Origin of the sequence: Massilia rubra, assembly GCF_011682065.1 — a bacterium.
GTDB classification, from domain to species: domain Bacteria; phylum Pseudomonadota; class Gammaproteobacteria; order Burkholderiales; family Burkholderiaceae_D; genus Telluria_A; species Telluria_A rubra.
The window spans coordinates 1-23,215 of record NZ_VUYU01000044.1 but is presented as its reverse complement, the minus strand read 5'-3'; the positions used below and the strand labels follow the sequence as shown (position 1 = coordinate 23,215).

Below are 23,215 nucleotides of genomic sequence, written 5' to 3'. Positions count from 1 at the left end.
TTGAAGGCGTGACCCGTGCAGAGAACGAATTCTTAAAAACCCAGGGTTTTAAATGACGAAAACGATGCGTAGTTTTAGGGTTGCAGGAACCGCAACCGGCAGCAAAAAGAGTAAGCAACTCGATGAGATAACGATTCTTGCGAACCCGGATACGCTCAGGCGCATTGCGATATTTCTTATCGGTGCAGCACATGACATGGAGGCCAATCAATTTGGTCACGTTCATTTACAAGATACGATCAAGGGGTTTTCTTACGATAACCATGTCGATATCATCGTGCACGCGGAGCCCAAGAAACGCTGATTTTTCAAGCCTACCCCGGACGATGACCGCCAGCTGGCCGCGCAGGGCGGCGGCGCGACCCTGTTTCCGCTCGCCTGCGCCAGCCGACCGTGGCGTTTACTGGGGAAAAATCACCGCTGCGCCGTCCATGCTATCTGCCACCACCGATACCTTCGCATGCTCGACAGCCATGCGCAGCATGGTCGGCGTCACATACGCGCGGTGCGTCCGGTCGATCGCCCACATGTAAAAGCGCCCGAACAGGTTCTTGCAGCGCACCCGCGAACCCAGGCTGAACTCCACCTGACCGCCCTTGACGATGCGCGCCGCCACGCAGGAGCGAAACGACAGATGCTTGTCGTCCGCCCCCAGCACCACCTGCGCGCGCGTGTTGTGCTCGTCCGTGCCTTGTTCGAGCACCGGAAAGCGGTTCGCGAACAGCCGGCTCTTGTCGGGCGAGAGCAGCGACGATACCGGGCAGCCCAGCGACGAGGTGCGCAGCCCCATCGGCCGCACTAGCACATTGCGCACCGCCATCATGCGCGTAACGCCGCGTGGTGGATTTTCCATGAAGCCGTCGAGCAGCCGTGTCAGCAGCGCCGCCGCATTCTTTTCCTGGAAATTCGCCAGCGGCATGGTCAGGGTGAACGTATCTTCATGATGAAACGGCGTTCCCTCGAATTGCTTGAGCAGCAGCGAACCGGGTGGCGTGGCGTCCAGTTCGCGCACTTCGGCGCCGTCGCCCTGATGCGACACATAGCCTTTCGAGCGGCGCCATGCGCCCCATTTGCCGAGAATCGTGCCGATGCTGCCGCGTGCCGTGTAGCACATTGCCCGTTGCAAGGTGCCCGGCGGCGCTTCCAGCGACAAATCGACCGTGGCGACTTGCCCTTTGGCCATGGCCGCATCGAGCAAATCGGCCACTGCCTGCGGCAGCAGCGAGGTCAGCGAGGGAATGCTGGCTTCGTTCGCCATGACCTGCTGCCGCAATTCCTCGGACAAGTCGCCGCCGAGCTCGTTGGTGTGGCAGGACAGCGCAAAAAACACCGGATGCGGACTGTTGCGCGTGAGCGGGGCGAACTGATGCCAGGTCTCGCCGCCGAAGCGCACCGTGAACATGCAATCGGGCGGAATATTGATGCATTGAAGCGCGCGCAGGAAACTCTGCGGGTCCTCATCGATTTGCGCCGTGGACGCGCTGGAAAAACGCAGCTGCGCGCCGCCGCTGCCCGAAATGGCCGTGAAAATGCGATGCCCGGCGTGCCGGTGGAAAGGATGCCCTTTCGGACCGACAACGAAGGAATACAGCGATGTGGGATCGCCCTTGTCGAAATCGGTGCCGCCCAGCTTGGCCGATGGCTCGTCGAGCTCGTCGACGAATTCCTGGTGCTGCTGTTGTCGCGCCGATACGCTGGCAAACAAATGATTGCCCGAGCCGTGCACCAGTTGCGCGATCAGCGACACTTCAACCGGCAGTCCGCCCGAGCTGGACGGAATCCGAACCGAAGGAAAGGTTTGCACAACCTTGATCATTGACAACATAGCACGTCCACAGCGAGTAAATTATTGCTCTCATTCTACACATGTAGTATGTACATTAACCGCCAACATGAACTGCGGCAGACTTTTTGCAACACGTGGGTGCTCTATTTTATCGCACACAGCGCGTCGTACAAGGGGCGCGCGGCTTCAGCGATGCGCTCCAGGCTGGCCTCGCGCAGCGCGCTGGTGTCCACCGTGGCGTCGCTGTCGAGTCCCGCCCAGCGCAGCAGCGCGGCGCACGCTTGCGGGTGGTCGAACATGCCATGCAGGTAGCTGCCCAGGATCTGATCGTCGCCCGAGCGCGCGCCTTCATCGCGGCCCTCGATGCGAAAGGCCGGCATGTCCAGCGCCGCGCCGCTCGAAACGCCCATGTGAATTTCGTAGCCCGCCACGTCGGCGTCGGCAAACGCGCAGCGCCCCGCCACCTGGGCCAGGCGTTTTTCGGTGGTCAGTTCGGTGCGCAGGTCGAGCAGGCCGAGGCCAGCGGTGACGCCACTGTCGCCTTCCACCCCGTGCGGGTCGCTCACCTCGCGCCCCAGCATCTGGAAGCCGCCGCAAATGCCGATCACCTTGCCGCCGTAGCGCAGGTGCCTGGCGATATACGGCCCCCAGCCCTGCTCGAGCAGATAGGCCAGGTCGCCGCGCGTGTTCTTGCTACCAGGGATAATCAACAGGTCGCAGGCCGGCTTGGCCTCGTTCTGGCGCACGAACTGCAAGTCCACATCCGGATGCACGCGCAGCGCATCGAAGTCGGTGTGATTGCTCATGCGCGGCAGCGACGGCACCACCACCTTGAAGGCCCCGCGCGAGGCCTGCACCGCCTGCACCGCGTCTTCCGCGTCGAGGAACAGCCCTTGCAGGTAGGGCAGCACCGCCAGTACCGGTTTGCCGGTCTGCTGTTCCAGCCAGTCCAGGCCCGGTTCGAGCAGCGAGATATCGCCGCGAAAACGGTTGATCACAAAACCGATGGTGCGGTCACGCTCGCTCTGCGACAGGCACGAGAGGGTGCCGACGATGTGCGCGAACACGCCGCCACGGTCGATGTCGGCCACCAGGATCACCGGGCAGTCGACCGCCTCGGCAAAGCCCATGTTGGCGATATCGCGGTCGCGCAGGTTGATCTCCGCCGGGCTGCCCGCGCCTTCGACCACGATCGCCTGGTACTGCTGGCGCAGGCGCGCGTACGATTCGAGCACGGCGCCCATGGCCACGGTCTTGTACTGATGGTAGTCGCGCGCGTTCATCTCGGCGCGCACCTTGCCGTGGATGACCACCTGCGCGCCGATGTTACTCGATGGTTTGAGCAGCACCGGATTCATGTCCGTGTGCGGCGCCACGCCGGCGGCAATCGCCTGCAAGGCCTGGGCGCGGCCGATTTCGCCGCCGTCGGCCGTGACCGCGCTGTTCAAGGCCATGTTCTGCGGCTTGAACGGCGCCACCGATATGCCTTCGTTTTTCAGCAGGCGGCACAAGGCCGCCACCACGGTGCTCTTGCCGGCGTCGGACGTGGTCCCCTGCACCATCAGGGTGTGATAAGGGAAGCGGCTCATGGCTTGCTCCTGCGCTGGCGCACAATGTCGAGTTTCTCGCACAGGATTTCGGCGCCGGCGATCATGCGTGGTCCCGAACGATTGAGCAGGTTGCCGTCGATGCTGAACAGGTTCCCGCGCTTGACCGCCGTCATGGTGGTGTACGGCTTCCACAGGGTCAGGCCAATATCGGTGGGACTGCGCTCGCCGCTGAACAGCGCTTCCGGATCTTCCTGCAGCACCGCTTCCACCGTGACCACGGGCGCGGTCACTTTCAGCTTGCCGAATACGTTCTCGCCGCCGCACATGCGCATGGCGTCGCTCAGGATATGGCCGTCGTTGAGGGTGTACAGCGGTTTGTCCCACACCTGGTAGAACATGCGCACCGGCGCGCGCTTCGCGTACCTGGCTTGCAGCGCGCCGAGGCGCTTGCGCAGGTCGGCGGCGGCCGGATCGGCCACCGCCTCGGTGCCCATCAGCTTCCCGAGGCGCGTCAGGTTGCTGGCGATGTCATCGAGTTTGCGCGGTTCGCTGTGGAACAAAGGAATGCCGAGCGCGCGAATCTGGTCGATCTGGCGTTCGGAACTGCCGTGCATCCAGACCACGATCAGGTCGGGTTTCAAGGCTGCCACGCGCTCCATGTCGATGCCGCTGTTGCTGCCCACCTGCGGCAGGCGCTTGGCCGCTTCCGGATAGTCGCTGTAGGCGACGGCCGCGATCAGGCGTTCCGCGCCACCGGCCGCGTACAGCATCTCGGTCACGTGCGGGGCCAGCGCAATGACGCGCTGCGCGGGTTTTTGCAGGGTCACGCTCTTGCCATCGTCGTCGTGGACCGTGATGGCGGCGCCGGCGTGCAGCGCGATCGTGCCGGCAAAGGCGGCTAACAGGTATTTCATCATGATCCTCGGTTCCATTCTTCCAGTGCGAGCGCCAGGCGCCGCCATCCATTTTCATCCGCCGGCAGGCCGAGGCGAATGCCCCGCGCCGCCTTGGGGAACAGCCGCACCCAGATCCCGCGTTCGGCCATGTGCTGCCAGAACGCCTCCGCTTGCGCTTCGGGCCACCATTGAAACAGGTCGGTGCCGGTGCTGGCGATGTTGTTCGCGGCGAGCAGCGTGCGCAAACGCGTGCCTTCGCCGGCCAGGCGATCGCGCATCGCCTCCTGCCATGCGCGATCGCTCAGCGCCATTGTTGACACCTGCTGCGCCGGGCCGCTGACTGTCCACGGCCCGAGCAAGTCGGCAAGGTCCGACAGCAAAGACGCGTGCGCGCCCACAAAGCCCATGCGCACGCCGGCCAGTCCAAAAAACTTGCCGACCGAGCGCAGGACGATCAGGCCGGGGCGGTCGCTGTGCGCGGCCACGGTCAGGTGCGGCGCGGTGTCGCCAAAGGCTTCGTCGACCACCAGCCATCCGCCGCGCTGGCCCAGTTGCGCGGCCCAGGCCAGCAAGCGTTCGGGAGCCACGGTCGCGCCGGTCGGATTATTCGGATTACACAGCACCAGCACATCGCATTCCGGCAGCGCCGCGTCCAAGGCGTCGTACGCCACCTCGCGCATGCTGTGGCCGTGCCGCGCCCAGTGGTGCGCATGCTCGGCGTACGAGGGCGCGGCCACCACCACGCGCGATGGAGCGCGCAATTGGGGCAGCGCCTGGATCGCGGCCTGGGTGCCGGCCACCGCCAGCATGCGCGGCGCGCCATAAAATGCGCTTGCCGCGCGCGCCAGTTCAGGATCGGTTTCCGGCAGGCGGTGCCACGCATTGCCCGCCAGTTGCGGCGCCGGATACCAGGTGGGATTGAGCCCCGTCGACAGGTCCAGCCAGTCGTCCAGCGCACGGTTGAAGCGGATCGACGCCGCGCGCAGGTTGCCGCCGTGTTCAAGCATGAAGTGCTCCCATGAATAATGCCGCCGCCGCGGCCACGCCCAGCCACAGCGTGGCGGTGGCGCGCACCAGTTTCCAGGCGCGCGCGATATCGCCTGCCTGCGCGGCGCGCCCGCGTCCCAGCGGGGGGCGCTGTTCGGCCACGCCGTCGTAGGTGGCGCTGCCGCCCAGCGCCAGTCCCAGCGCGCCCGCGCCGCTGGCCATCACCGGCCCCGCGTTCGGGCTAGGCCAGCCGGGCGCCTGCGCGCGCCAGCATTCCCATGCCGCGCGCCGGTGATCGGCCAGCAGCACGTACGACAGCGCGGTCAGGCGCGCCGGAACGTAGTTCAGCACATCGTCGATGCGCGCCGCCGCCCAGCCGAACGCTAGGTAACGCGTGCTCTTGTAGCCCCACATCGCGTCCAGCGTATTGGCGAGGCGGAACAGCAGCGCGCCCGCGCCGCCGGCCACCACGAACCAGAACAGGGTGCCGAACACCGCATCGTTGCCGTTTTCGAGCAGCGATTCGGCGCTGGCCTTGGCCAGGTCGGCTTCGCTGGCCTCCATGGTGTCGCGGCTGACGATGCGCGCCGTCAACAGGCGCGCCCGCGCCAGGTCGCCGCTTTCCAGCGCCTGCGCGATCGGCAGGTTATGGTCGCGCAGGCTGCGAAAGCCCAGGCAAAAATACAGGAGAAAGGCATGCGCTGCCAACCCCGCGCCATGGCACAGCAGCGCGCCGAGCGCCGCCAGCGGCAGCACCGCCAGCGTCCACGCCAGCACGCCGCGCACGAAGCGCACATTGCCGCGATTGAGCGCGCGCTCGATGCGCATCGCCAGGTTGCCGAAGCCGACCAGCGGATGCCAGCGCCGCGCTTCGCCCAGCAGCAGGTCGAGCAGCACGCCGCCGGCCAGCAGCAGCGCCACCTGCGCCAGGTTCAGGCCACTCAGCATGCCTGGCCCTTGAGCGTGAGCGGCATGCCGGCCACGATGAACAGGGCGCGCTCGCAGACCTTGGCGACGGCCTGGTTCAGTCGCCCGGCTTCATCGGTGAAGCAGCGCGACAGGGCGCCGTACGGCACGATCCCCATGCCCACTTCGTTCGACACCATGATCACGTCGCCGGGCGCTTGCGGCAGGGCCGCCAGCAGCTCGTCGCACTGTTCGTAGAAAATGTCGGGCAGATTGATCACCCCCACTTCCGGAAAATCCTGGTCGGCCGAAAAAATCAGGTTGCTCAGCCACAGGGTCAGGCAGTCGACCAGCACCAGCGTATCCGGTTCGCTGCAGCGCAGGATGGCGTCGCCGAGCAGCAGCGGTTCTTCGATGGTGGTCCAGCTGCCCGGACGGCTGGAACGGTGGGTCTTGATGCGCACGGCCATTTCGCCGTCGCCGGCGCGCGCGGTGGCGATGTAGACGACTTCCTTGCCCGATTCGAGCGCCAGTTTTTCGGCGTAGGCGCTTTTGCCGGAGCGCGCGCCGCCCAGGATCAGTGTCGTCGTCATGCATCGCTCCTGGAGAACAAGGCCGCCGCCGCGGCGGGGCAGGATGGAAAGTAGGCGTGGAAGTACGATGCCGTCAACGACCCGGCACGGTACACCGCTTCGCCGCTGGCGCCGCTCGGATGCTTGACCGTGTGCGCGCTCGGCGCGACCGCCGTTTCCAGCCGCGAGTAATGAAAGGTATGCCCGCGAAGGACGCCATGCGGCGTTTCCAGCCCTTGGGAGCCGAGACCGGCGATGCGCGCCTGCATGGTCACCGTTCCTTCGAGCAGGCCGGCCATCGGCCACACCGTGCCCGCCTGGTCGGCCAGCGAACCGGCCAGCGCCATCATGCCGCCGCATTCGGCCACGATCGGCATGCCGTCCGCGTGGGCGGCGCGGATCGATGCGCGCCAGCGCGCGGCGCCGGCCAGCGTCTCGCCGTGCAGCTCCGGATAACCGCCCGGGAGATAGACGGCGTCGGCGTGCTCCGGCACCGGCTCGTCGGCCAGCGGCGAAAAGAAGGCGAGGGTGGCGCCCAGTGCCCGCAGGGTGGCCAGGTTGGCCGGATACAGAAAGGCAAAGGCGGCGTCGCGCGCAATGGCGATGGTGCGCCCCGCCAGCAACGGCGCTGGCGCTGCCATGCGCGCGCTGAGGTCGATGCGGGTGCTGCGCAACTGTGCCCACGCGGCGTCATCGAACTCCAGCTGGTCGGCCAGCTGGTCGAGCAGGCCGTCCACATCCTGCACTTCGCCCGGCAGCACCAGGCCCAGATGGCGCTCGGGCAGGGTCTTGGACTGGCGCGGCAACACCGCGATCAGTGGAATATCGCGCATCGAAGCGGCCACCATGGCGGCGTGCCCCTTGCTGGCGACACGGTTGGCGATCACGCCCGCCATTTCCACAGGGCCGTAGTCGCGCAGGCCGAGCACCAGCGCGCCGGCGGTTTGCGCCATCGCCGAGGCGTCGATCACGGCCAGCACCGGCAGGCCGAATTCGCGCGCCAGGTCGGCCGACGAGGGCGTGCCGTCGTACAGGCCCATGACGCCTTCGATCAGGATCACGTCGGCCTCAACGGCGGCGGCGGCCAGCTGGCTGCGGCACTGTTCGCGGCCCACCATCCACAAGTCGAGCGAGCCGACCGGCGCACCGCTGGCGCGTTCGAGCAGCATCGGGTCGATGAAGTCGGGGCCGCACTTGAACACGCGCACACGCTGGCCGCGCCGCACCAGCGCGCGCGCCAAGGCCGCCGTCACCGTGGTCTTGCCCTGGCCGGAAGAGACGGCGGCCACCAGCAGTACACGCACATCCGCGTGATCGCCCATCAGAACTCCGTCCCGGCCTGCGCCGCAATGCCGGCCTTGAAGGCGTGCTTGACGACCGTCATGTCGGTTACGGTGTCGGCAATCGCAATCAGTTCGTCCGGCGCGCCGCGCCCGGTGATGACCACATGCTGCATCCCGGGCCGGTCGAGCAGGTCGGCGATGACGGCGTGGACGTCCAGGTATTTATACTTGAGCGCGATATTGAGTTCGTCGAACAGCACCAGCCCAATCGCCGGGTCGGACAGGAAGCCCTTGGCCAGCGCCCACGCTTGCTCGGCTTTTTCGATGTCGCGTTCGCGGTTCTGGGTGTCCCACGTATAGCCTTCGCCCATCGCATGAAAACTCACTTCGTCGGGAAAACGGCGCAGGAATTTTTCTTCGCCGGTCGACATGGCGCCTTTGATGAACTGGACCACGGCCACCTTCATGCCGTGCCCCATGGCGCGCACCACCATGCCGAAACCGCTCGAACTTTTGCCCTTGCCGTTGCCGGTGTTGACGATGATGATGCCGATTTCCTTCTGCGCCTCGGCGATCTTCTGGTCGATGATGGCCTTCTTGCGTTCCATGCGGACGCGGTGGCGTTCATTCAGTTCGCTGTTTGCGGTGTCGTCGATCATGCGGATTCCTCGGTTGGGATGAAAATACGGCGGCTGCCGTGGGGAAGGACTTCAATCGGGTGGCCCAGGTAGCGGCTCAGGACCGGCGCTTGCATCACTTCGTCGACCGGGCCGGCCAGCCATTCGCCGTCGCCCATCATCAGCAGTGCGTGGCTGGACGCCTGGTGCGCCAGGTTCAGGTCGTGGCCGATCATGACGACCGTCTTGCCCTGCTCGCGGCACAGCTTTGCCAGCAGGCGCATGACGCTGTGCTGGTGCGCCAGGTCGAGCGCGTTGGCCGGTTCGTCCAGCAGCAGCAATGGCGTGTCCTGCGCCAGCATGGCGGCGATTGCCACGCGCTGGCGCTCGCCGCCGGACAGGGTGCGCACGTCGCGCTCGGCCAGGTCGGCCACTTCCATCGACGCCAGGGCGGCATGGGCGATGGTGTAGTCGTCGCTGCCTTCCCAGTAGCGGTTGGCGTGATAGGGATGGCGCGCCGCCAGCACGGTTTCGATGGCGCGGTAGGCAAAGGCGTCGCTGCGCGATTGCGGCAAAAAGGCGCGCTGGCGCGCCAGTTCTTCGAGCGGCCAGTCCTTGAGCGCGCGAGCGCCGATGGCGATGCTGCCGCCATCGGGCTCGCGCAAGCCGGCCAGGGTGCGCATCAGCGTGCTTTTGCCGGCGCCGTTGCGGCCGATGACGCACCACGACTGCCCGCTTTGCACCTGCCAGTCGAGGTTTTTCACCAAGGTGCGGCTGCCGGCGGTGAGTAGTAATTGGCGCGCTTCGATCATCATGAGCGGTTCAAGCGGTGGAGTTGGTACAAAAAGACAGGTGCGCCGATCAGCGCGGTGATCACGCCCACCGGCAGCTGCTGCGGCGCGAGCACGGTGCGCGCCACGGTATCGGCGAGCACCAGGAAGGCGCCGCCGGCCAGGGTGGCTGCGGGGATCAGCAGGCGGTGATCGGGTCCGCAGGCGAAACGGCAGGCGTGCGGCACGATCAGGCCCACGAAGCCGATGCTGCCGGCGCTGGTCACGGCGCTGGCGGTCAGCATGCCGGAGCAGAAAAACAGTCCCTTGCGCAGGGCGCTGACGCGGATGCCCAGGGTGGCGGCGGCTTCCGCGTGCAATGCCAGCACATTCAGCGAGCGGGCGCTGCGCAGGGCAAACACGAGGCCCACGGCCAGCACGATCCACGGCAGCGGGCGCAAAGGGGCACCGGCGAGGTCGCCGATCATCCAGAAAATCATGCTGCGCAGGCGGCTTTCGGGCGCAATCGAAAGCATCAGGGTCACCAGCGCAATGCAGGAGGTGGAGAGAATGGCACCGGTCAGCAGCAGCAGAGACGAGCCGCCTTCGGCCGCCGCGTTGCCGCGCAAGTCGCGCCGGGCCAGCATATATAGCAGCATCGAGACGGCCACCGCGCCCACGAAGGCGGCCAGGTCGACCATCCACATGGCCCACATGAACAGCAGCGCGGCCAGCGCGCCGACCGAGGCGCCGGCCGAGATGCCCAGTACATACGGCTCGGCCAGCGGATTGCGCAGCAAGGCTTGCATCATCACGCCGGCCAGCGCGAGCGCGCCGCCGGTGACAAAGGCCACCAGTGCGCGCGACAGGCGCAGGTCGAGCAGGGTGGCGGCCAGGGTCGAGGTGTCGCCTTTCGCAAGGGCGATGAGCGCGCCCGGCATCTCCGCCAGCGGGACCGGCACCGAGCCGACCATCCCGGCGATGACCAGGCTTGCCAATGCCAGCAGCGTCAGCGTCGTGATGATGACGCTGGCCCGGTGGCGCATAGTGCGAAAGAACGGATGCATGCGACTCCTGTTTGGTGCTTAATGGTGCTTAACGGATGCCGTAGCGGATGCCGGCAAACACCTGGCGGCCTGCGGTGGCGTAATTGCGCGCCAGTTCGTATTGTTTGTCGGCGACGTTGTTCAACCGTAGCACGGCTGACCAGTCGTGGGCAAATCGGTACGAGGCAAACAGGTTCACCACGCCGTAGCCGGGCAGCGTGTAACGGTTAGCCAGGTCGTCGAAGCGCTTGCCGGATACCTGCACGCCGACGCCGGCGATCAGGTCGCCCGCGTTGTACTCCACGGCGAACTTGGCGTGGCGCTTGGCGCGCCGTTGCAGGTTTTTGCCGGTGGTGTCGTCGCGCGGGTCCTGGAAGTCGAGCGAGCCGCTCACGTCGACATCGCCCAGGCGGGTGCGCGCGCCGAGGCTGACGCCTTCCAGCGTGGCGCGGTTGACGTTGTAGGCGCAGCCGTTCGGGTGCGAATCGAGCTGCACCGGGCATTTGCCGGTGTTGACCAGCAGGTCGGTCAGGCGGTTGCGGTACCAGACCGCGCTGGCCTCAGTCGTGCCGTCGTTGTAGTAGGCGCCGCCTTCGACGTTTTTGCCTTGTTCGGGCTTGTTGGTATCGACCCCGTAGCCCGGGTAATACAGTTCGTTGAAGGTCGGTGCGCGAAAACTGGTGCCGGCGCTGGCGTTCACGCGCAGCGCGCGCGTGAGTTTGTAGCCATAGCCGATGCCCCCGGTGGTCTTGTCGCCGTACTGGGTGCTGTCGTCGCGCCGCGCGCTGGCGCTGGCCAGGTGGTTGCCGCGCTTGAGCGAGTAGGCGGCGGCGACCGAATTGGTGGCGCGGCTGGTGTTCAAGGCGCGCGTGGTGTCGGCGAACACGCTCTCCACGCGGCGTTCGAGCACCAGTTGCAGCAGGTCGCTTCCAAGGGCGATGTCGTGTTGCATGCTGTAGGCGTGCGCGCGCGTGTCGATGCGGTTGCTGGCCGTGGCGCTGGTGAAGTTGACCGACTTGTCGTCGGCCTCGGAGGCCTGCAGGCTCATTTTCCAGTTTGTCGTGAACTGGTGTTTGGAATACACGGCGATGTTATCCATGTTTTGCACGCTGCGCACGTCGAACGGGTTCGGGCCGGAGTCGTACTGCGACGCCAGGTGGCTGTGCAGGTAAAGCAGCCCCGCTTCATGGCCCTTGGCCAGCACGATGCCCAACTGGCCGCTGGCGCTGTCGCGCGCGTAGCCGTCGTTGTCCTTGTTATACGAGGAGGCGCCCGGCTTGGTGGCCGAGAAGCCTTCGTCCTTGTCCTTGGACGCACCAAAAGCGTAGTGGATGCTGTTTTCGCCTTCGCTGGCGCCGGCCACGCCGAACGTCATGGCGCGCGCCTTGTCGCTGCCCGCTTCCACGGACGCCGTCACGCTGGCCAGACCGGCGCCGCGCCGGGTGAAGATCTGCACCACGCCGCCGATGGCGTCGGCGCCGTACATGGTGGCCAGCGGGCCGTAGACGATTTCGACCCGGTCGATGTTCGCCAGCGGCAGGGTGGCCCAGTTGGCGATGCCGCTGGTGGACGAGCCGATGCGCACGCCGTCGACCAGCACCACGGTCTGCTTGGGGTCGCCGCCGCGGATGAACACTTGCGATGCGGTGCCCGGACCGCCGTTACGGGTGATTTCGATACCGCGCTGCTTTTGCAGCAGCTCGACGACGTTGCCGGCGCCGGAGCGCGCAATGTCGGTCGCGCTGATCAGCACATGGTCGCTCAGGACGTCGCTCGACGGCTGCGGCGCGCGCGCGGCGGTGATGATGACGGCAGTATTGGCAGTAGCTGCCGAATCGATGGGGCTGTCGGCGAGGGCGCAAGGGGAGGTAAAAGCTAGCGCGAGCGACGTCAGGGCCGCGTGGCGTACAACAGGAAAGGTCATGACAAGTCTTCAGTGAATGCGATTGCGAGCAACCGGCCGACGTCCCCGTTGGCCAGATTGAAAAGGAGCGTGCAACTGCCGCACGTTCCCACCTGTGTTGGCCGGTATCCGGGCTGGCAAATGCGGCCGTCTCACCTTCCCATGCCAAATGCACAGTGGTCAATCGAGGCGGCTCGTCGCCATGTCAGCGACATTTGCTTACCGTTGCGGGGGCAGCACACGTTGGCCTGTTGCAGGCTTCGTGTTTCCCAGTTTAACTGCGCTCATGGACATGGGCGCGGGCACCAAAACCCGATAATTATACACAGTCGATGGTGACGGTCTCGCCGTAGGCGATGGCGTGGGGACGCTGCGCCGCTTCCAGCGCCATGGCCTCGGGCGCCAGTCCGCGCGCGCGGGCGGCGAGCAGGCGGATGGCGCCGGCGTGGCAGATGACGATGGCGGCGCTCGTGCGCGAGCGCATGCAATCGGCATAGAACGCCGACACGCGCCGCGCCATGTCGGTCACGCTTTCGCCCCCACCCGGGCGGTAGCCTGCCATGTCGGCGACCCAGGCGTCGATGGCGGCACGCTCGATGTCGTCCCAGCGGCGCATTTCCCAGTCGCCGAAATCGAGTTCGGCCAGGCGAGGGTCGTAGCGCACCGCCGCCCCGCCCAGGGCTTGCGCCAGTCCGGCGCAGCGCCGCAGGGGGCTCGAGAAAATCGGTGCGCCGGCCGGCAGGCGCTCGCGCAGGGCGGGCAGGGCCAGCGCCTGCAGTCCGGGATCGACGGTCAGGTCGGTGCGCCCGTAGCACACGCCTGGCGCCACCTGCGGCGCCAGGTGGCGCACCAGATACAGGCGCATGTCAGGGCCAGGCGCCGCGATGGAAAAACGCCAGCAGCGCCAGGTAGATGAGCACTTCGGCCATCTGCTGCACGGCGCCCAGGCAGTCGCCGGTGTAACCGCCGATGCGGCGCAGGCACTTGGCGCCCAGCCACCACGCCACCAGCGCGGCGCCGGCCACGCTGGCGAGCAGTGCAAGCCAGGGCAGCATGCCGGCCGTTGCCAGGGCCAGCGCGGGCACGCCGGCGCAGGCGCAGGCGATGCCGAATTCCCGGTGGCTCATATGCTGGGCCATCGGCTTGGCCTTGCCGTCGGCGCGCGCGTATTCCATTTCCCAGATCAGGCTCACCGCCGCAAGGCGCGATAACGGATGGGCGATGAACAGCGCGACGATGACGGCCGGTGTGGGCAGGGACCACAGCGCGGCGCACTTGAGGCCCACCGTCAGCCCCATGCCGACCGCGCCATAGGTGCCGATGCGCGAGTCCTTCATGATCTCGAGCACGCGCTCTGTACTCAAGCCGCCGCCGAAGCCGTCGCACATGTCGGCCAGGCCGTCTTCGTGGAAGGCGCCGGTCAGGTAGATGGCCGCCGCCGTCGACAATATCACCGCCACGGGGGCCGGAAAAAGCGCCGCCGCGCCGGCGTACACCGCCGCCGCCACGCTGGCCACCACCACCCCGACCAGCGGAAAATAGCGTGACGCATGGTGCAGCCAGGATGGATCGAAGCCCACCCAGCCCGGAATCGGCACGCGCGTAAAGAATTGCAGCGCGATGAAGAACAGCCGGCACTGGTGGACGATGCTGGCCATGGCGTGTTTTTACGCCGACTGGCCGCTCACGCGCGCCGACTGGAAGGTGGCCATCTCGCCGAGGAAGTTGACGGCCGCGTGCAGCAGCGGCAGCGCCAGTGCGCAGCCGGTGCCTTCGCCCAGGCGCAGGCCGAGGTTCAGGAGCGGCCTGGCGTGAAAGTGCTCGAGCATGCGCGCGTGGCCCGCTTCGTCCGAGCAGTGCGAGAATACGCAGTAGTCGAGGATGGCCGGCTGCAGGCGCGCCGCCACCAGCAGTGCGCTGCTGACGATGAAGCCGTCGATCAGCAGCACCATGCGCCGTTCGGCTGCCTTGAGCATGGCGCCGACGATCATGGCGATCTCGAAGCCGCCGAAGGTGGCCAGGATGTCGAGCGGCTCGCTCATGTCGCCATGCAGGGCGACGGCCGCCTCGATCACGCTTTGCTTGTGCAGCACGCCCTCGATTGATAAACCGGTGCCGGCGCCGACGCAGTGGGCCACCGGCACGCCGGTCAGCTTGTGCATCAGCGCGGCGGCGGCGGTGGTGTTCCCGATGCCCATTTCGCCGAAGCCGATGACATTGCCCTCCAGGTTGCCGACGATGCGCATGCCGTGCGCCAGGGCGGCGGCGCATTCGGCCCAGCTCATGGCCGGTTGCTGCGCGAAGTTGGCGGTGCCGCGCGCGACCTTGCAGTCCATGAGCGCCGCGCGCTTGCCGAAGTCGTGGTTTACGCCAGCGTCGATGATCTGCAGCGCGCAACCGTTCTGGCGCGCGAAGACGTTAATCGCCGCGCCTCTGGACAGGAAGTTCTCGACCATCTGCCAGGTGACGCTTTGCGGATAGGCCGAGACGCCTTCCGCCACCACGCCGTGATCGGCCGCGAACACCAGGATGGCCGGCTTGTGCAGGGCCACCCTGGTCGTTTGCTGGATCAGGCCGATCTGCCGGGCCAGCGTTTCGAGCGCGCCCAAACTGCCCAGCGGCTTGGTCTTGTTGTCGATCGCTTGGGCCAGTTCGCTGGCCAGCAGTGGGTCGTGGGTGGAAAGTATGTCTGGGAGGCGCATCGTGAGGAGAGATAAGAAAGTGTCAAGAAAATTCCGCGTTAAGATAGCACATCCACGCCTTCGCGTTCCTGCAAGACCAGCGTAGGGCGGTAATGGTGTTAACTTAGGCCCGTCATTCCCGGCTTGGGCGGCCCCGTTGGCGGGAATCCAAGGCATCATAACTGAGCGACGGTGCCTTGGATTCCCGCCTGCGCGGGAATGACGGTTTTTAGCTTAGTGGCCAAAAATCCGCTTAACTTAACGGCATTAGCGTAGGGCGGCAAAGTGCGGCACAATTGGCTTGTGAATGTTGTCGTTTCATACAAATTAGCTGGTAAAAAGAACAGGAAAAGCATGAACGAACAGGTGGCAAGGGACGTGGTGCTGGTGCGCGCGATCGAAACCATGGACGGCAAGCACGAGGTGCTGAGCGACGACGATCGCCTGTACGCCAGCCGCAGCGCGAAGGAACTGGCGCAGTGGCAAGCGTCCGACAGCAAGTCGGCAGTGACCACCGAGCACTTTTTGCAACAGCGCGCCGAGCAGATCCTCAAGCGCCTGAGCGAGCGTACGCCCGCGTTCGCCGCCATTGCGCGCCGTCGCGGCGGCTTCAAGGCGCTGTCGCTCGGCTTGCCGCTGCTGGCGCTGGTGCTCGGCGCGGCGGTCGACCGGATTGGCGATCCGCACCGGGTCGACTTGCTGTCGGCGCCGCTGCTGGCGATTATCGGCTGGAATATGCTGGTGTATCTGTTGCTGATGGCGTGGGTGCTGGTGCCGGCACGCAAGAACGGCTGGGTCTCGCCGGCCTTGATGCGCCGCCTGAGCGGGGCGCAATTGTCGCTGCCGCGCAAGCTGCCGAACGTGCTGGCGGCCGGCTTGACCAATTTCAGTCTCCAGTGGAGCGAGCTGAGCGCCAGGCTGACGCAGGCGCGCCTGGCGCGCGCCATGCACCTGGCCGCCGCCATGTTTGCGCTGGGCGCAGTGCTGTCGCTGTACGCGCGCGGGTTCCTGACGCAATATGTGGCCGGCTGGGAAAGCACCTTCCTCAATGCCACGCAAGTGCATGGCGTGCTGTCGGTGCTGTTTGCGCCGGCGGTGGCGCTGTTGCCGCTGGAAGGCTTCAGCATCGCCGATATCGAGGCCTTGCAATTTTCGAAAGTGCCGACCGGGGCGGGCGGGGCCAAGTGGGTGCATTTATATGGTGCGACCTTGCTGCTGCTGGTGGTGCTGCCGCGCCTGGTGCTCGCTGGCGTGGCGCACTGGCGCGCGCAGCGGATGAGCAATCAATTTCCGCTGGACCTGGAACAGCCCTATTTCCGCAAGCTCAACGGCGAGGCCGGCACGAGCGCGCCGGCCCTGCTGCGCGTGCTGCCCTACAGCTACACCTTGGACGAGGCGCGCGACAAGGGCCTGGCGCAGATCGCCGTCACCCTGTTCGGCGACCAGGCGCGGGTGATGCTGCGCCCGTCTTCCGGCTATGGCGAAGAAGCGGTCGATACCCTGCGCGACCTGAGCGTGGACGATGCGAACGTGACGGCGACCGCCGTGCTGTTCAGCCTGGCAGCAACGCCGGAGAAGGAAAATCACGGCGCCTTTCTCGACCACCTGGTGCGCGCCTCGACACGCGGCATTGCCGTGCTGATCGACGAATCGGCGCTGACCGAGCGCAGCGCTGCGCAAGCCGGGGCCGATGTACGGTTGGCCGAGCGCATCGCGCTGTGGCAACAGTTTTGCCAATTCCACCGCGCCCCGGCGACCATCGTCAACCTGCTCCATCCCGAGCGCCGCCCGCTGGAGCTCGGCGCCGGACTTAGTTTATCGAAGGCATCATGAGCGACACCCCTGTCCATATCCAGTTTGCACTGATTTCGCACACCAACAACGGCAAGACTACCCTGGCGCGCACCCTGGTCGGGGTCGATGTGGGGGAGGTGCGCGACGCCGCCCACGTGACCGTCTTTGCCGAGTCGCACTTGCTGCTCAAGACAAGCGAGGGCGACACCCTGCAACTGTGGGATACGCCCGGCTTCGGCGACTCGGTGCGCCTGCTCAAGCGGCTGGCCATGGCCGGCAATCCGATCGGCTGGTTCCTGCGCGAAGTGCTGGACCGCTACCGCGACCGCCCGTTCTGGCTCAGCCAGCAAGCGCTGCGCACCGCGCGCGACGAGGCCGATGTGGTGCTGTACCTGGTTAACTCGTCCGAACATCCGCGCGACGCCGGCTACCTGCCGGCCGAGATGCGCATTCTGGAATGGCTGGGCAAACCGGTGGTGGTGCTGCTCAACCAGCTGGGGCCGCCGCGTCCGGCGCACGAAGAGCAGCAGGAACAAACGGCCTGGAAACAGCACCTGGACCAGTACAAGATCGTGCGCGATGTGCTGGCGCTGGATGCCTTCGCCCGCTGCTGGGTGCATGAGCGCGTCTTTTACGAGGCGGTGGGCAAGCTGGTCGAGGAGCCCAAGCAGGCTGGTTACGCGCGCCTGTTTGCGCTGTGGGAAGCTAACAACCGCGAGCGTTTCGTGGAGGCGATGCGGATCACCAGCGCCCAGATCGCCAGCGCCGCGCGCGACAGCGAGCCGGTCGAGGCCGACGAGAAAACGTTCATCAAGTCAGCCATGAAAGCGGTGGGACTGGGCAAGAGCGACCAGCAGCGGCAGGAACGGGCCATGGGGGTGCTGGTGGAAAGGCTGAACCAACATATCGCCGCCACCACCGGGCGCCTGCTGGCGCTGCATCAGCTCGATCCGAGCGAGGCGCCCAAGATCAACGCGCGCGTGAGCAAGAATTTCACCGTGCGCGCGCCGCTCGACCGCGCCCAGGCCGGCTTGCTGGGGGCGGTGGTGTCGGGCGCGGCCACGGGCTTGTCGGCCGACCTGATGGCGGGCGGATTGACCTTCGGGGCCGGGGCGCTGCTGGGCGGCGTGGTCGGCGCGCTGACGGCGGCCGGCGCGGCCTGGGGTTTTAATACCAGCACCGACCGCAACCGCACCACGATGCAATTCGCCGACGATTTTTTGCAAACATTGCTGGTCAGTAGCATCCTGCGTTATCTGGCGGTGGCGCACTTCGGGCGCGGGCGCGGCAACTTCGTGGAAGGCGAGGCGCCGGCCTTCTGGCAGGCGGAAGTGGAGGGCGCGGTGGCCGGGCAGGCGGGGCGGCTGGCCGACCTGTGGCAGGCGCTGCGCAGCGAGGGCGCTGCGGGCAAGGCGGCTGCCGACGTCGAGGCGATCGCGACGGAGGTGGCGCGCGCGACCCTGGCGAAGCTGTATCCGGGGTCGATGTGAACCGGCGCGGCTGAAGTGCTGCGCCCTTGTCGGGACCGGGGGCGCGTCCGGTGTCGACGCGCTGACTCTTGCGGCTGACCTTGGGTTCAGTGTCGCCTTCATCCCGTTTGGCGTGGCTCCCGTGCTGATCAGCCGGTTATTTTCAGCGAAAAATCCGATACCTAGCCGTCATTCTCTCTCGACGGGCCTGGTCAGAAAACGTATTGCGCGCTCACGCCCGCCAGCCAGTTGCGCTGCAGCGCCGCTTCATAAAAGCGTTTGTTGGCGTCGCCGACGATCACCGATCCCACATACCGCCGATCGCTCAGGTTATTGAGGCGCACGAACTGCTTGAAGCGCCATCCGCCAAGTGCTTGCTTGGCCTGGAAGCGGGCGTTGACGATCGCGTAGCCAGGGGCGGCGATATCGGCATTGGCGTCGTCGGCATAGACTTTGCCGCTGGCGATGGTTTCAAGCGCGGCGCCGAAGCCATCGTCGCTGCTCTTCCACGCCAGCTCGCCGAACAGGTTCGCTTTCGGCACGCCCGGCAAGCGGCTGCCGGCCGTAACGTTGCCGAAGCCTTGCTCGTAGGTGGCGTTCAAGGCGGTCATGGCCAAGCGACCACTGAATCCCGCGCCAAAATTGCTGTCCAGCGAGACTTCCGCGCCCCGGCGCAAGGTTTCACTGGCATTGCGGTAACTGGTGCGTCCGCCGCCGGCAATGTCGACTACCAGCTCGTCGCTGGTTTTTACCTGGAACACCGCCGCATTGATGCGCGTGTTGCTGCCGAGATAGGCTTTCACGCCCGTTTCCACATGCGTGCTGGTGGCGGGCTTGAGCGCGAAATTGAAGCCGGCTCCCGCGCCTGAATAGAACAGCTCATTCAAGGTCGGCGCTTCGAAGCCGCGTGCCGCGCTGGCGTACGCATTCACGGTTGGCGAGATTTTGTATAGCGCAGCGAGCACGGGCGTGGTGTGGCGGAAATTGACGCCGCCGCTGTCGTTGCCGTTGGTCACAAAGCGATCGTCTACGCTGACTTTCATGCGGCTGTGGCGCAGGCCGGCGCTCAAGACCCAGGCGCCGCCTTGCCATTCGGCTTGGACATACGGATCGACGCTCGACACGGTATTGCTTTCATCGCGGCGCAGCTTGCCCTGCAGGCCGAATTGGTTGCTGATAAAGTTTTCGTAGCCCTGGCGCTGGTCGGTGGAACGGCCGTAGTCGATGCCGATGGTAGTGCTCAGCTTGCCGCCGGCGAGATTGCGCACGCTGAGCCAGTTGATGTCGGCGCCGTAAAAGTCACGGTCGAAATCGACCACGCCGCCGGACTGGCTGGCGGGCGTTTGCACGAATTTGGAAAACGCCTGGTATTGGATTACCTGGCGCTTGCCGCCGTACACCATCGCCCGCACGCGGTCGTCGCCCAGGCGCTGTTCGACGGCGGCGCCGATTTGTTTGTGGTCGATGCTTTTGCGCGTGTTGTAACGGTCGGCAATGGTGCGCTTCGGATTCTGTGTATCGCTGGCATCGGTTTCACCGGCGCGCGGATCGCGCTGGTAGGTGGCCCAGGTCACGCCGAGCGGATCTTGCGTGTCGTCCTGGCTCAGCGCGCTTGCGGTCAGGGTCAGCTTGCTGGTGCTGGTCGGCGCCATCGTCAGCTTGGCAAAACCCTGGTCGCGCGTGGCGGCGCTGTGCGCACGCTCGCCGTCGGTCTCGAAGCGGGATGTGTCGATCACGTAGCCGATGCCGCTGGTCTCGCCCTGGGCGTTGACGTCTGCCTTGCGCGTACCGGCGCTGCCGCCAATAAACGTGCCTTCCACGCTCGGCCGGCCCTGGCCGTCGCGCGTGAACAGCTGGACCGTGCCGCCGGAATGGTTGCCGTAGATGGCGGAAAACGGCCCACGCAAGACTTCGATGCGCTCGGCCATGTCGAGGTTGAAAGTTGCCGCTTGCCCCTGTCCGTCCGGCATGGTGGCTGGGATGCCGTCGGCAATCAGACGCACGCCACGCACGCCGAAGGCCGAGCGCGCCCCAAAGCCGCGCGAGGAAATCTGCAAGTCCTGCGCGTAATTCTGGCGGTTCTGGGCCACCAGGCCGGGCACTGCCGAGAGCGCTTCGGACGCGTTGACGCGCAACTGGCCGTCGCGGATGCTGGCGGCGTCGAGCACGTCGATGGCTGCCGGCAAGTCGAAACTGCTGCGCGCGACCCGGCTTCCGCTGATGACGACCACATCGGCCAGCGGCGCGTCGGCCGGCGTCTCGGGCGCCGCTGCCGCCGCCATGCCGGGGGCGCCGAGCGCAAATAAGGTGGCGATCGTGTTCAGGCGAAACGGGTGCTGCGTCATGGGTTCTCCGGGGGATGTTAAGCGTCGGTACGCAATATACGCGGGCGCCATGAATCCTGCAGCGAGCCCGGATGGCTTGCGCGCGTAATGTGCGCCAGAGCACCAACGAAAGGACTAGCCTCTGGGTAGCCGTTGGAGTTTCTTTGCGTTTGCGCAGGTACTTGGTTTGACGTGCGTCTATGCTTGGATTCCCGGTACATAACCATAAAAGGAAGAGGACGACATGAATCTCGCAGATATCAGCAAGCTGGGCGTAGCCAATCCGTTCAAACAACGCTACGACAATTACATTGGTGGAAAATTTGTTGCGCCCGTCAAAGGCGAATATTTCGGTAACATCACGCCGATCACCGGGCAGGTGTTTTGCGAGGTGGGCCGCTCGAGCGCGGAAGATATCGAGCTGGCGCTGGATGCCGCGCATGCGGCCAAGGAAGCCTGGGGCAAGACCTCGCAGGCCGAGCGCGCCAATATCCTCAACAAAATTGCCGATCGCATGGAGCAGAACCTCAGCTTGCTGGCCACGGCGGAGACGATCGATAACGGCAAGCCGATCCGCGAGACCACGGCGGCCGACATCCCGCTGGCGATCGACCATTTCCGCTACTTCGCCGGGTGCATCCGCGCGCAGGAAGGTTCGGTCGCGCAGATCGACCATGAAACGTACGCGTATCACTTCCATGAGCCGCTCGGCGTGGTCGGGCAGATCATCCCGTGGAATTTTCCGATCCTGATGGCCGTGTGGAAACTGGCCCCAGCGTTGGCTGCGGGCAATTGCGTGGTATTGAAGCCGGCCGAGCAGACGCCGGCCTCGATCATGGTGTTGATCGAGCTGATCGGGGACCTGTTGCCGCCTGGCGTGCTCAATATTGTCAACGGCTTCGGGCTGGAGGCGGGCAAGCCCCTGGCGTCGAGCAAGCGCATCGCCAAGATCGCCTTCACTGGCGAGACCGCTACCGGCCGCCTGATCATGCAATACGCGGCGCAAAACCTGATTCCGGTCACGCTGGAACTGGGCGGCAAGTCGCCGAATATCTTCTTTGCCGACGTAATGGATGCGGACGACGCGTTTTTCGACAAGTGCCTGGAAGGTTTTGCCATGTTCGCGCTGAACCAGGGCGAAGTGTGTACCTGTCCGTCGCGCGTGTTGGTCCAGGAATCGATTTACGACAAATTCATCGCGCGCGCATTGGAGCGGGTGGCGGCGATCAAGCAGGGCAATCCGCTCGATGCCTCGACCATGATCGGCGCGCAGGCTTCGCAGGAACAGCTGGAGAAAATCCTGTCGTACCTCGATATCGGCAAGCAGGAGGGCGCCGAGCTGCTGACCGGCGGCGCGCGCAATATGCAAGCGGGCGACATGAAGGATGGGTATTACGTGCAGCCGACCGTCTTCAAGGGCGATAACAAGATGCGCATCTTCCAGGAAGAGATCTTCGGTCCGGTGGTGGCGGTGACCACGTTTACCGATGAAGCCGACGCCCTGCGCATCGCCAACGATACTTTGTATGGACTCGGCGCCGGGTTGTGGACGCGGGACGGGTCGCGCGCATTCCGGGTCGGTCGCGCCATCGAGGCCGGGCGGGTGTGGACCAATTGCTACCATCTGTATCCGGCCCATGCGGCTTTCGGCGGCTATAAGCAATCGGGCATCGGGCGCGAAAATCACAAGATGATGCTCGATCACTACCAGAAGACCAAAAACCTGCTGGTCAGTTATAACCCGAACGCGATGGGCTTCTTTTAACCAGGGGAGCTGTATATGGGTGACGCGCTTTCACGCGTGGTCGCAACCGATGCCGCGCGCGCAATGATTGACGAGTTGCGCGCGCGCCATGGGCCGGTCATGTTCTTTCAGTCGGGTGGCTGCTGCGACGGCAGCGCCCCGATGTGTTATCCGGACGGCGACTTCAATATCAGCGATACCGATGTCCATGTCGGCGAGATCCATGGCGCCGCCTTCTATATGGGAAAGGACCAATTTGCTTACTGGGAACATACGCAACTGATCATCGACGTTGTCGCAGGGAACGGCGGGATGTTCTCCCTGGACAATGGGACAGGAAGGCGCTTCCTGACCCGTTCGCGGCTGTTTACCGACGATGAATTCCGCGCCCTGGCCACAGTCAGGGAAGGGCCGCGCGACACATAAATGCGTGTATTCGTGAGAAAGCGTCGGCTGGACGCGACGGAATGTGTAGCATTTCCGAAAATCCTTGCCAGGGTGGCGAGGCCTTTGCTATAGTTCGCCTCCCCGCTGAAACACTAGCGAAATCAAGTAGTTAGCAGGCAGTTCAGGGGCGTTTCAAAAGAAGCGAAGTAACAAAAAGAGGTTGACGAGAAACGCGAAACGCTGCATAATCTCACCTCTCTGCTGCAACGAACACAACGCTTCGTAGCAAACGGCAGAAGGTAGTACAGAACAAGTTCTTTAACAATTAACAGTCGATAAGTGTGGGCGTTTGATGAAGGTGCCAACGAAGCGTAAGCGACGTTGAATACTTAAATTATCAAATGTTCACAAAAAAGAAACACGGCGCATCGAAAGATGAGCTTGTCAGTATTTTGAGTGAGCGATCTGTCCGCAAGGACATTAAACAGAGATTGAACTGA

At 65.2% G+C, this 23,215-nt stretch carries 20 protein-coding genes and 1 riboswitch; of the genes, 5 read left to right on the top strand and 15 right to left on the bottom strand.

Annotation, left to right across the window (positions count from 1 at the left end; genetic code table 11):
- The first annotated feature begins 52 nt into the window (after positions 1–52).
- Complete coding sequence (locus F0185_RS32770; RefSeq protein ID WP_167232646.1) at positions 53–304, top strand: Imm32 family immunity protein; 252 nt, start codon at positions 53–55, stop codon at positions 302–304.
- Positions 305–400: 96 nt separating this feature from the next.
- On the opposite strand, the gene F0185_RS32765 is transcribed toward F0185_RS32770, so the two are convergent.
- The 14 genes from F0185_RS32765 to cobT form a co-directional block, all read right to left on the bottom strand.
- Positions 401–1,804 carry a DUF2867 domain-containing protein gene (locus F0185_RS32765; RefSeq protein WP_370664103.1) on the bottom strand — a complete coding sequence of 468 codons (1,404 nt, stop codon included), beginning with the start codon at positions 1,802–1,804 and terminating at the stop codon, positions 401–403.
- Between the two features lie 125 nt (positions 1,805–1,929).
- Entirely contained in the window at positions 1,930–3,375 is a 1,446-nt protein-coding gene (locus tag F0185_RS32760; protein WP_167232678.1) for a cobyric acid synthase, read from the bottom strand.
- Positions 3,372–4,250 carry a cobalamin-binding protein gene (locus F0185_RS32755; protein ID WP_167232676.1) on the bottom strand — a complete coding sequence of 293 codons (879 nt, stop codon included), beginning with the start codon at positions 4,248–4,250 and terminating at the stop codon, positions 3,372–3,374. Before F0185_RS32755 ends, F0185_RS32760 begins: the two co-directional genes overlap by 4 nt.
- On the bottom strand, positions 4,250–5,239 hold the full coding sequence (cobD, locus tag F0185_RS32750) for a threonine-phosphate decarboxylase CobD (protein ID WP_167232674.1): 990 nt from the start codon (positions 5,237–5,239) through the stop codon (positions 4,250–4,252). Before cobD ends, F0185_RS32755 begins: the two co-directional genes overlap by 1 nt.
- Complete coding sequence (cbiB, locus tag F0185_RS32745) at positions 5,232–6,167, bottom strand: adenosylcobinamide-phosphate synthase CbiB (protein WP_167232672.1); 936 nt, start codon at positions 6,165–6,167, stop codon at positions 5,232–5,234. Before cbiB ends, cobD begins: the two co-directional genes overlap by 8 nt.
- Entirely contained in the window at positions 6,161–6,718 is a 558-nt protein-coding gene (gene cobU / locus F0185_RS32740) for a bifunctional adenosylcobinamide kinase/adenosylcobinamide-phosphate guanylyltransferase (protein WP_167232670.1), read from the bottom strand. The genes cbiB and cobU overlap by 7 nt, the downstream gene beginning before the upstream one ends.
- Complete coding sequence (locus F0185_RS32735; RefSeq protein WP_167232668.1) at positions 6,715–8,019, bottom strand: cobyrinic acid a,c-diamide synthase CobB; 1,305 nt, start codon at positions 8,017–8,019, stop codon at positions 6,715–6,717. The genes cobU and F0185_RS32735 overlap by 4 nt, the downstream gene beginning before the upstream one ends.
- Entirely contained in the window at positions 8,019–8,639 is a 621-nt protein-coding gene (gene cobO, locus F0185_RS32730) for a cob(I)yrinic acid a,c-diamide adenosyltransferase (protein WP_166881989.1), read from the bottom strand. Before cobO ends, F0185_RS32735 begins: the two co-directional genes overlap by 1 nt.
- Entirely contained in the window at positions 8,636–9,409 is a 774-nt protein-coding gene (locus F0185_RS32725) for an ABC transporter ATP-binding protein (RefSeq protein ID WP_167232704.1), read from the bottom strand. Before F0185_RS32725 ends, cobO begins: the two co-directional genes overlap by 4 nt.
- Positions 9,409–10,434: a FecCD family ABC transporter permease gene (locus F0185_RS32720; RefSeq protein ID WP_167232666.1), complete on the bottom strand. Its 1,026-nt coding sequence runs from the start codon at positions 10,432–10,434 to the stop codon at positions 9,409–9,411. The genes F0185_RS32725 and F0185_RS32720 overlap by 1 nt, the downstream gene beginning before the upstream one ends.
- Positions 10,435–10,462: 28 nt before the next feature.
- Positions 10,463–12,337, bottom strand: a complete 1,875-nt coding sequence (locus F0185_RS32715) for a TonB-dependent receptor plug domain-containing protein (RefSeq protein ID WP_167232664.1) — start codon at positions 12,335–12,337, stop codon at positions 10,463–10,465.
- A gap of 82 nt (positions 12,338–12,419) precedes the next feature.
- Positions 12,420–12,641, bottom strand: a riboswitch (cobalamin riboswitch).
- Positions 12,636–13,181, bottom strand: coding sequence for a histidine phosphatase family protein (locus F0185_RS32710; protein ID WP_167232662.1), 546 nt, complete (start codon positions 13,179–13,181; stop codon positions 12,636–12,638). Its footprint overlaps the riboswitch before it by 6 nt.
- Position 13,182: 1 nt before the next feature.
- Entirely contained in the window at positions 13,183–13,974 is a 792-nt protein-coding gene (locus tag F0185_RS32705) for an adenosylcobinamide-GDP ribazoletransferase (RefSeq protein WP_167232660.1), read from the bottom strand.
- Between the two features lie 9 nt (positions 13,975–13,983).
- A complete protein-coding gene (cobT, locus tag F0185_RS32700; RefSeq protein ID WP_167232658.1) occupies positions 13,984–15,018 on the bottom strand; it encodes a nicotinate-nucleotide--dimethylbenzimidazole phosphoribosyltransferase in 1,035 nt (344 codons plus the stop codon).
- Positions 15,019–15,351: 333 nt separating this feature from the next.
- On the opposite strand from cobT, the gene F0185_RS32695 reads away from it, so the two are divergent.
- Both F0185_RS32695 and F0185_RS32690 read left to right on the top strand, forming a co-directional pair.
- Positions 15,352–16,830 carry a DUF2868 domain-containing protein gene (locus F0185_RS32695; protein WP_167232656.1) on the top strand — a complete coding sequence of 493 codons (1,479 nt, stop codon included), beginning with the start codon at positions 15,352–15,354 and terminating at the stop codon, positions 16,828–16,830.
- Positions 16,827–18,281, top strand: coding sequence for a DUF3482 domain-containing protein (locus F0185_RS32690; RefSeq protein WP_167232654.1), 1,455 nt, complete (start codon positions 16,827–16,829; stop codon positions 18,279–18,281). The genes F0185_RS32695 and F0185_RS32690 overlap by 4 nt, the downstream gene beginning before the upstream one ends.
- Before the next feature lie 191 nt (positions 18,282–18,472).
- On the opposite strand, the gene F0185_RS32685 is transcribed toward F0185_RS32690, so the two are convergent.
- Positions 18,473–20,605: a TonB-dependent receptor family protein gene (locus tag F0185_RS32685; protein ID WP_167232652.1), complete on the bottom strand. Its 2,133-nt coding sequence runs from the start codon at positions 20,603–20,605 to the stop codon at positions 18,473–18,475.
- Between the two features lie 223 nt (positions 20,606–20,828).
- Between F0185_RS32685 and adh the strand changes: the two genes are divergently transcribed.
- Complete coding sequence (gene adh, locus F0185_RS32680; protein WP_167232650.1) at positions 20,829–22,349, top strand: aldehyde dehydrogenase; 1,521 nt, start codon at positions 20,829–20,831, stop codon at positions 22,347–22,349.
- 15 nt (positions 22,350–22,364) lie between these two features.
- Positions 22,365–22,754: a DUF779 domain-containing protein gene (locus F0185_RS32675; RefSeq protein ID WP_167232648.1), complete on the top strand. Its 390-nt coding sequence runs from the start codon at positions 22,365–22,367 to the stop codon at positions 22,752–22,754.
- Positions 22,755–23,215 lie beyond the last annotated feature (461 nt).

Bases quoted from the DNA above. Each gene is read 5' to 3' on its own strand.
- F0185_RS32695 (WP_167232656.1), top strand. From the start codon at position 15,352: ATGAACGAACAGGTGGCAAGGGACGTGGTGCTGGTGCGCGCGATCGAA.
- F0185_RS32735 (WP_167232668.1), bottom strand. From the start codon at position 8,019: ATGGGCGATCACGCGGATGTGCGTGTACTGCTGGTGGCCGCCGTCTCT.
- F0185_RS32705 (WP_167232660.1), bottom strand. From the start codon at position 13,974: ATGGCCAGCATCGTCCACCAGTGCCGGCTGTTCTTCATCGCGCTGCAA.
- cobU (WP_167232670.1), bottom strand. From the start codon at position 6,718: ATGACGACGACACTGATCCTGGGCGGCGCGCGCTCCGGCAAAAGCGCC.
- F0185_RS32675 (WP_167232648.1), top strand. From the start codon at position 22,365: ATGGGTGACGCGCTTTCACGCGTGGTCGCAACCGATGCCGCGCGCGCA.
- F0185_RS32760 (WP_167232678.1), bottom strand. From the start codon at position 3,375: ATGAGCCGCTTCCCTTATCACACCCTGATGGTGCAGGGGACCACGTCC.
- F0185_RS32755 (WP_167232676.1), bottom strand. From the start codon at position 4,250: ATGAAATACCTGTTAGCCGCCTTTGCCGGCACGATCGCGCTGCACGCC.
- F0185_RS32685 (WP_167232652.1), bottom strand. From the start codon at position 20,605: ATGACGCAGCACCCGTTTCGCCTGAACACGATCGCCACCTTATTTGCG.
- adh (WP_167232650.1), top strand. From the start codon at position 20,829: ATGAATCTCGCAGATATCAGCAAGCTGGGCGTAGCCAATCCGTTCAAA.
- F0185_RS32720 (WP_167232666.1), bottom strand. From the start codon at position 10,434: ATGCATCCGTTCTTTCGCACTATGCGCCACCGGGCCAGCGTCATCATC.
- F0185_RS32770 (WP_167232646.1), top strand. From the start codon at position 53: ATGACGAAAACGATGCGTAGTTTTAGGGTTGCAGGAACCGCAACCGGC.
- cobO (WP_166881989.1), bottom strand. From the start codon at position 8,639: ATGATCGACGACACCGCAAACAGCGAACTGAATGAACGCCACCGCGTC.
- cbiB (WP_167232672.1), bottom strand. From the start codon at position 6,167: ATGCTGAGTGGCCTGAACCTGGCGCAGGTGGCGCTGCTGCTGGCCGGC.
- F0185_RS32690 (WP_167232654.1), top strand. From the start codon at position 16,827: ATGAGCGACACCCCTGTCCATATCCAGTTTGCACTGATTTCGCACACC.
- F0185_RS32715 (WP_167232664.1), bottom strand. From the start codon at position 12,337: ATGACCTTTCCTGTTGTACGCCACGCGGCCCTGACGTCGCTCGCGCTA.
- cobT (WP_167232658.1), bottom strand. From the start codon at position 15,018: ATGCGCCTCCCAGACATACTTTCCACCCACGACCCACTGCTGGCCAGC.
- F0185_RS32725 (WP_167232704.1), bottom strand. From the start codon at position 9,409: ATGATCGAAGCGCGCCAATTACTACTCACCGCCGGCAGCCGCACCTTG.
- F0185_RS32710 (WP_167232662.1), bottom strand. From the start codon at position 13,181: ATGCGCCTGTATCTGGTGCGCCACCTGGCGCCGCAGGTGGCGCCAGGC.
- cobD (WP_167232674.1), bottom strand. From the start codon at position 5,239: ATGCTTGAACACGGCGGCAACCTGCGCGCGGCGTCGATCCGCTTCAAC.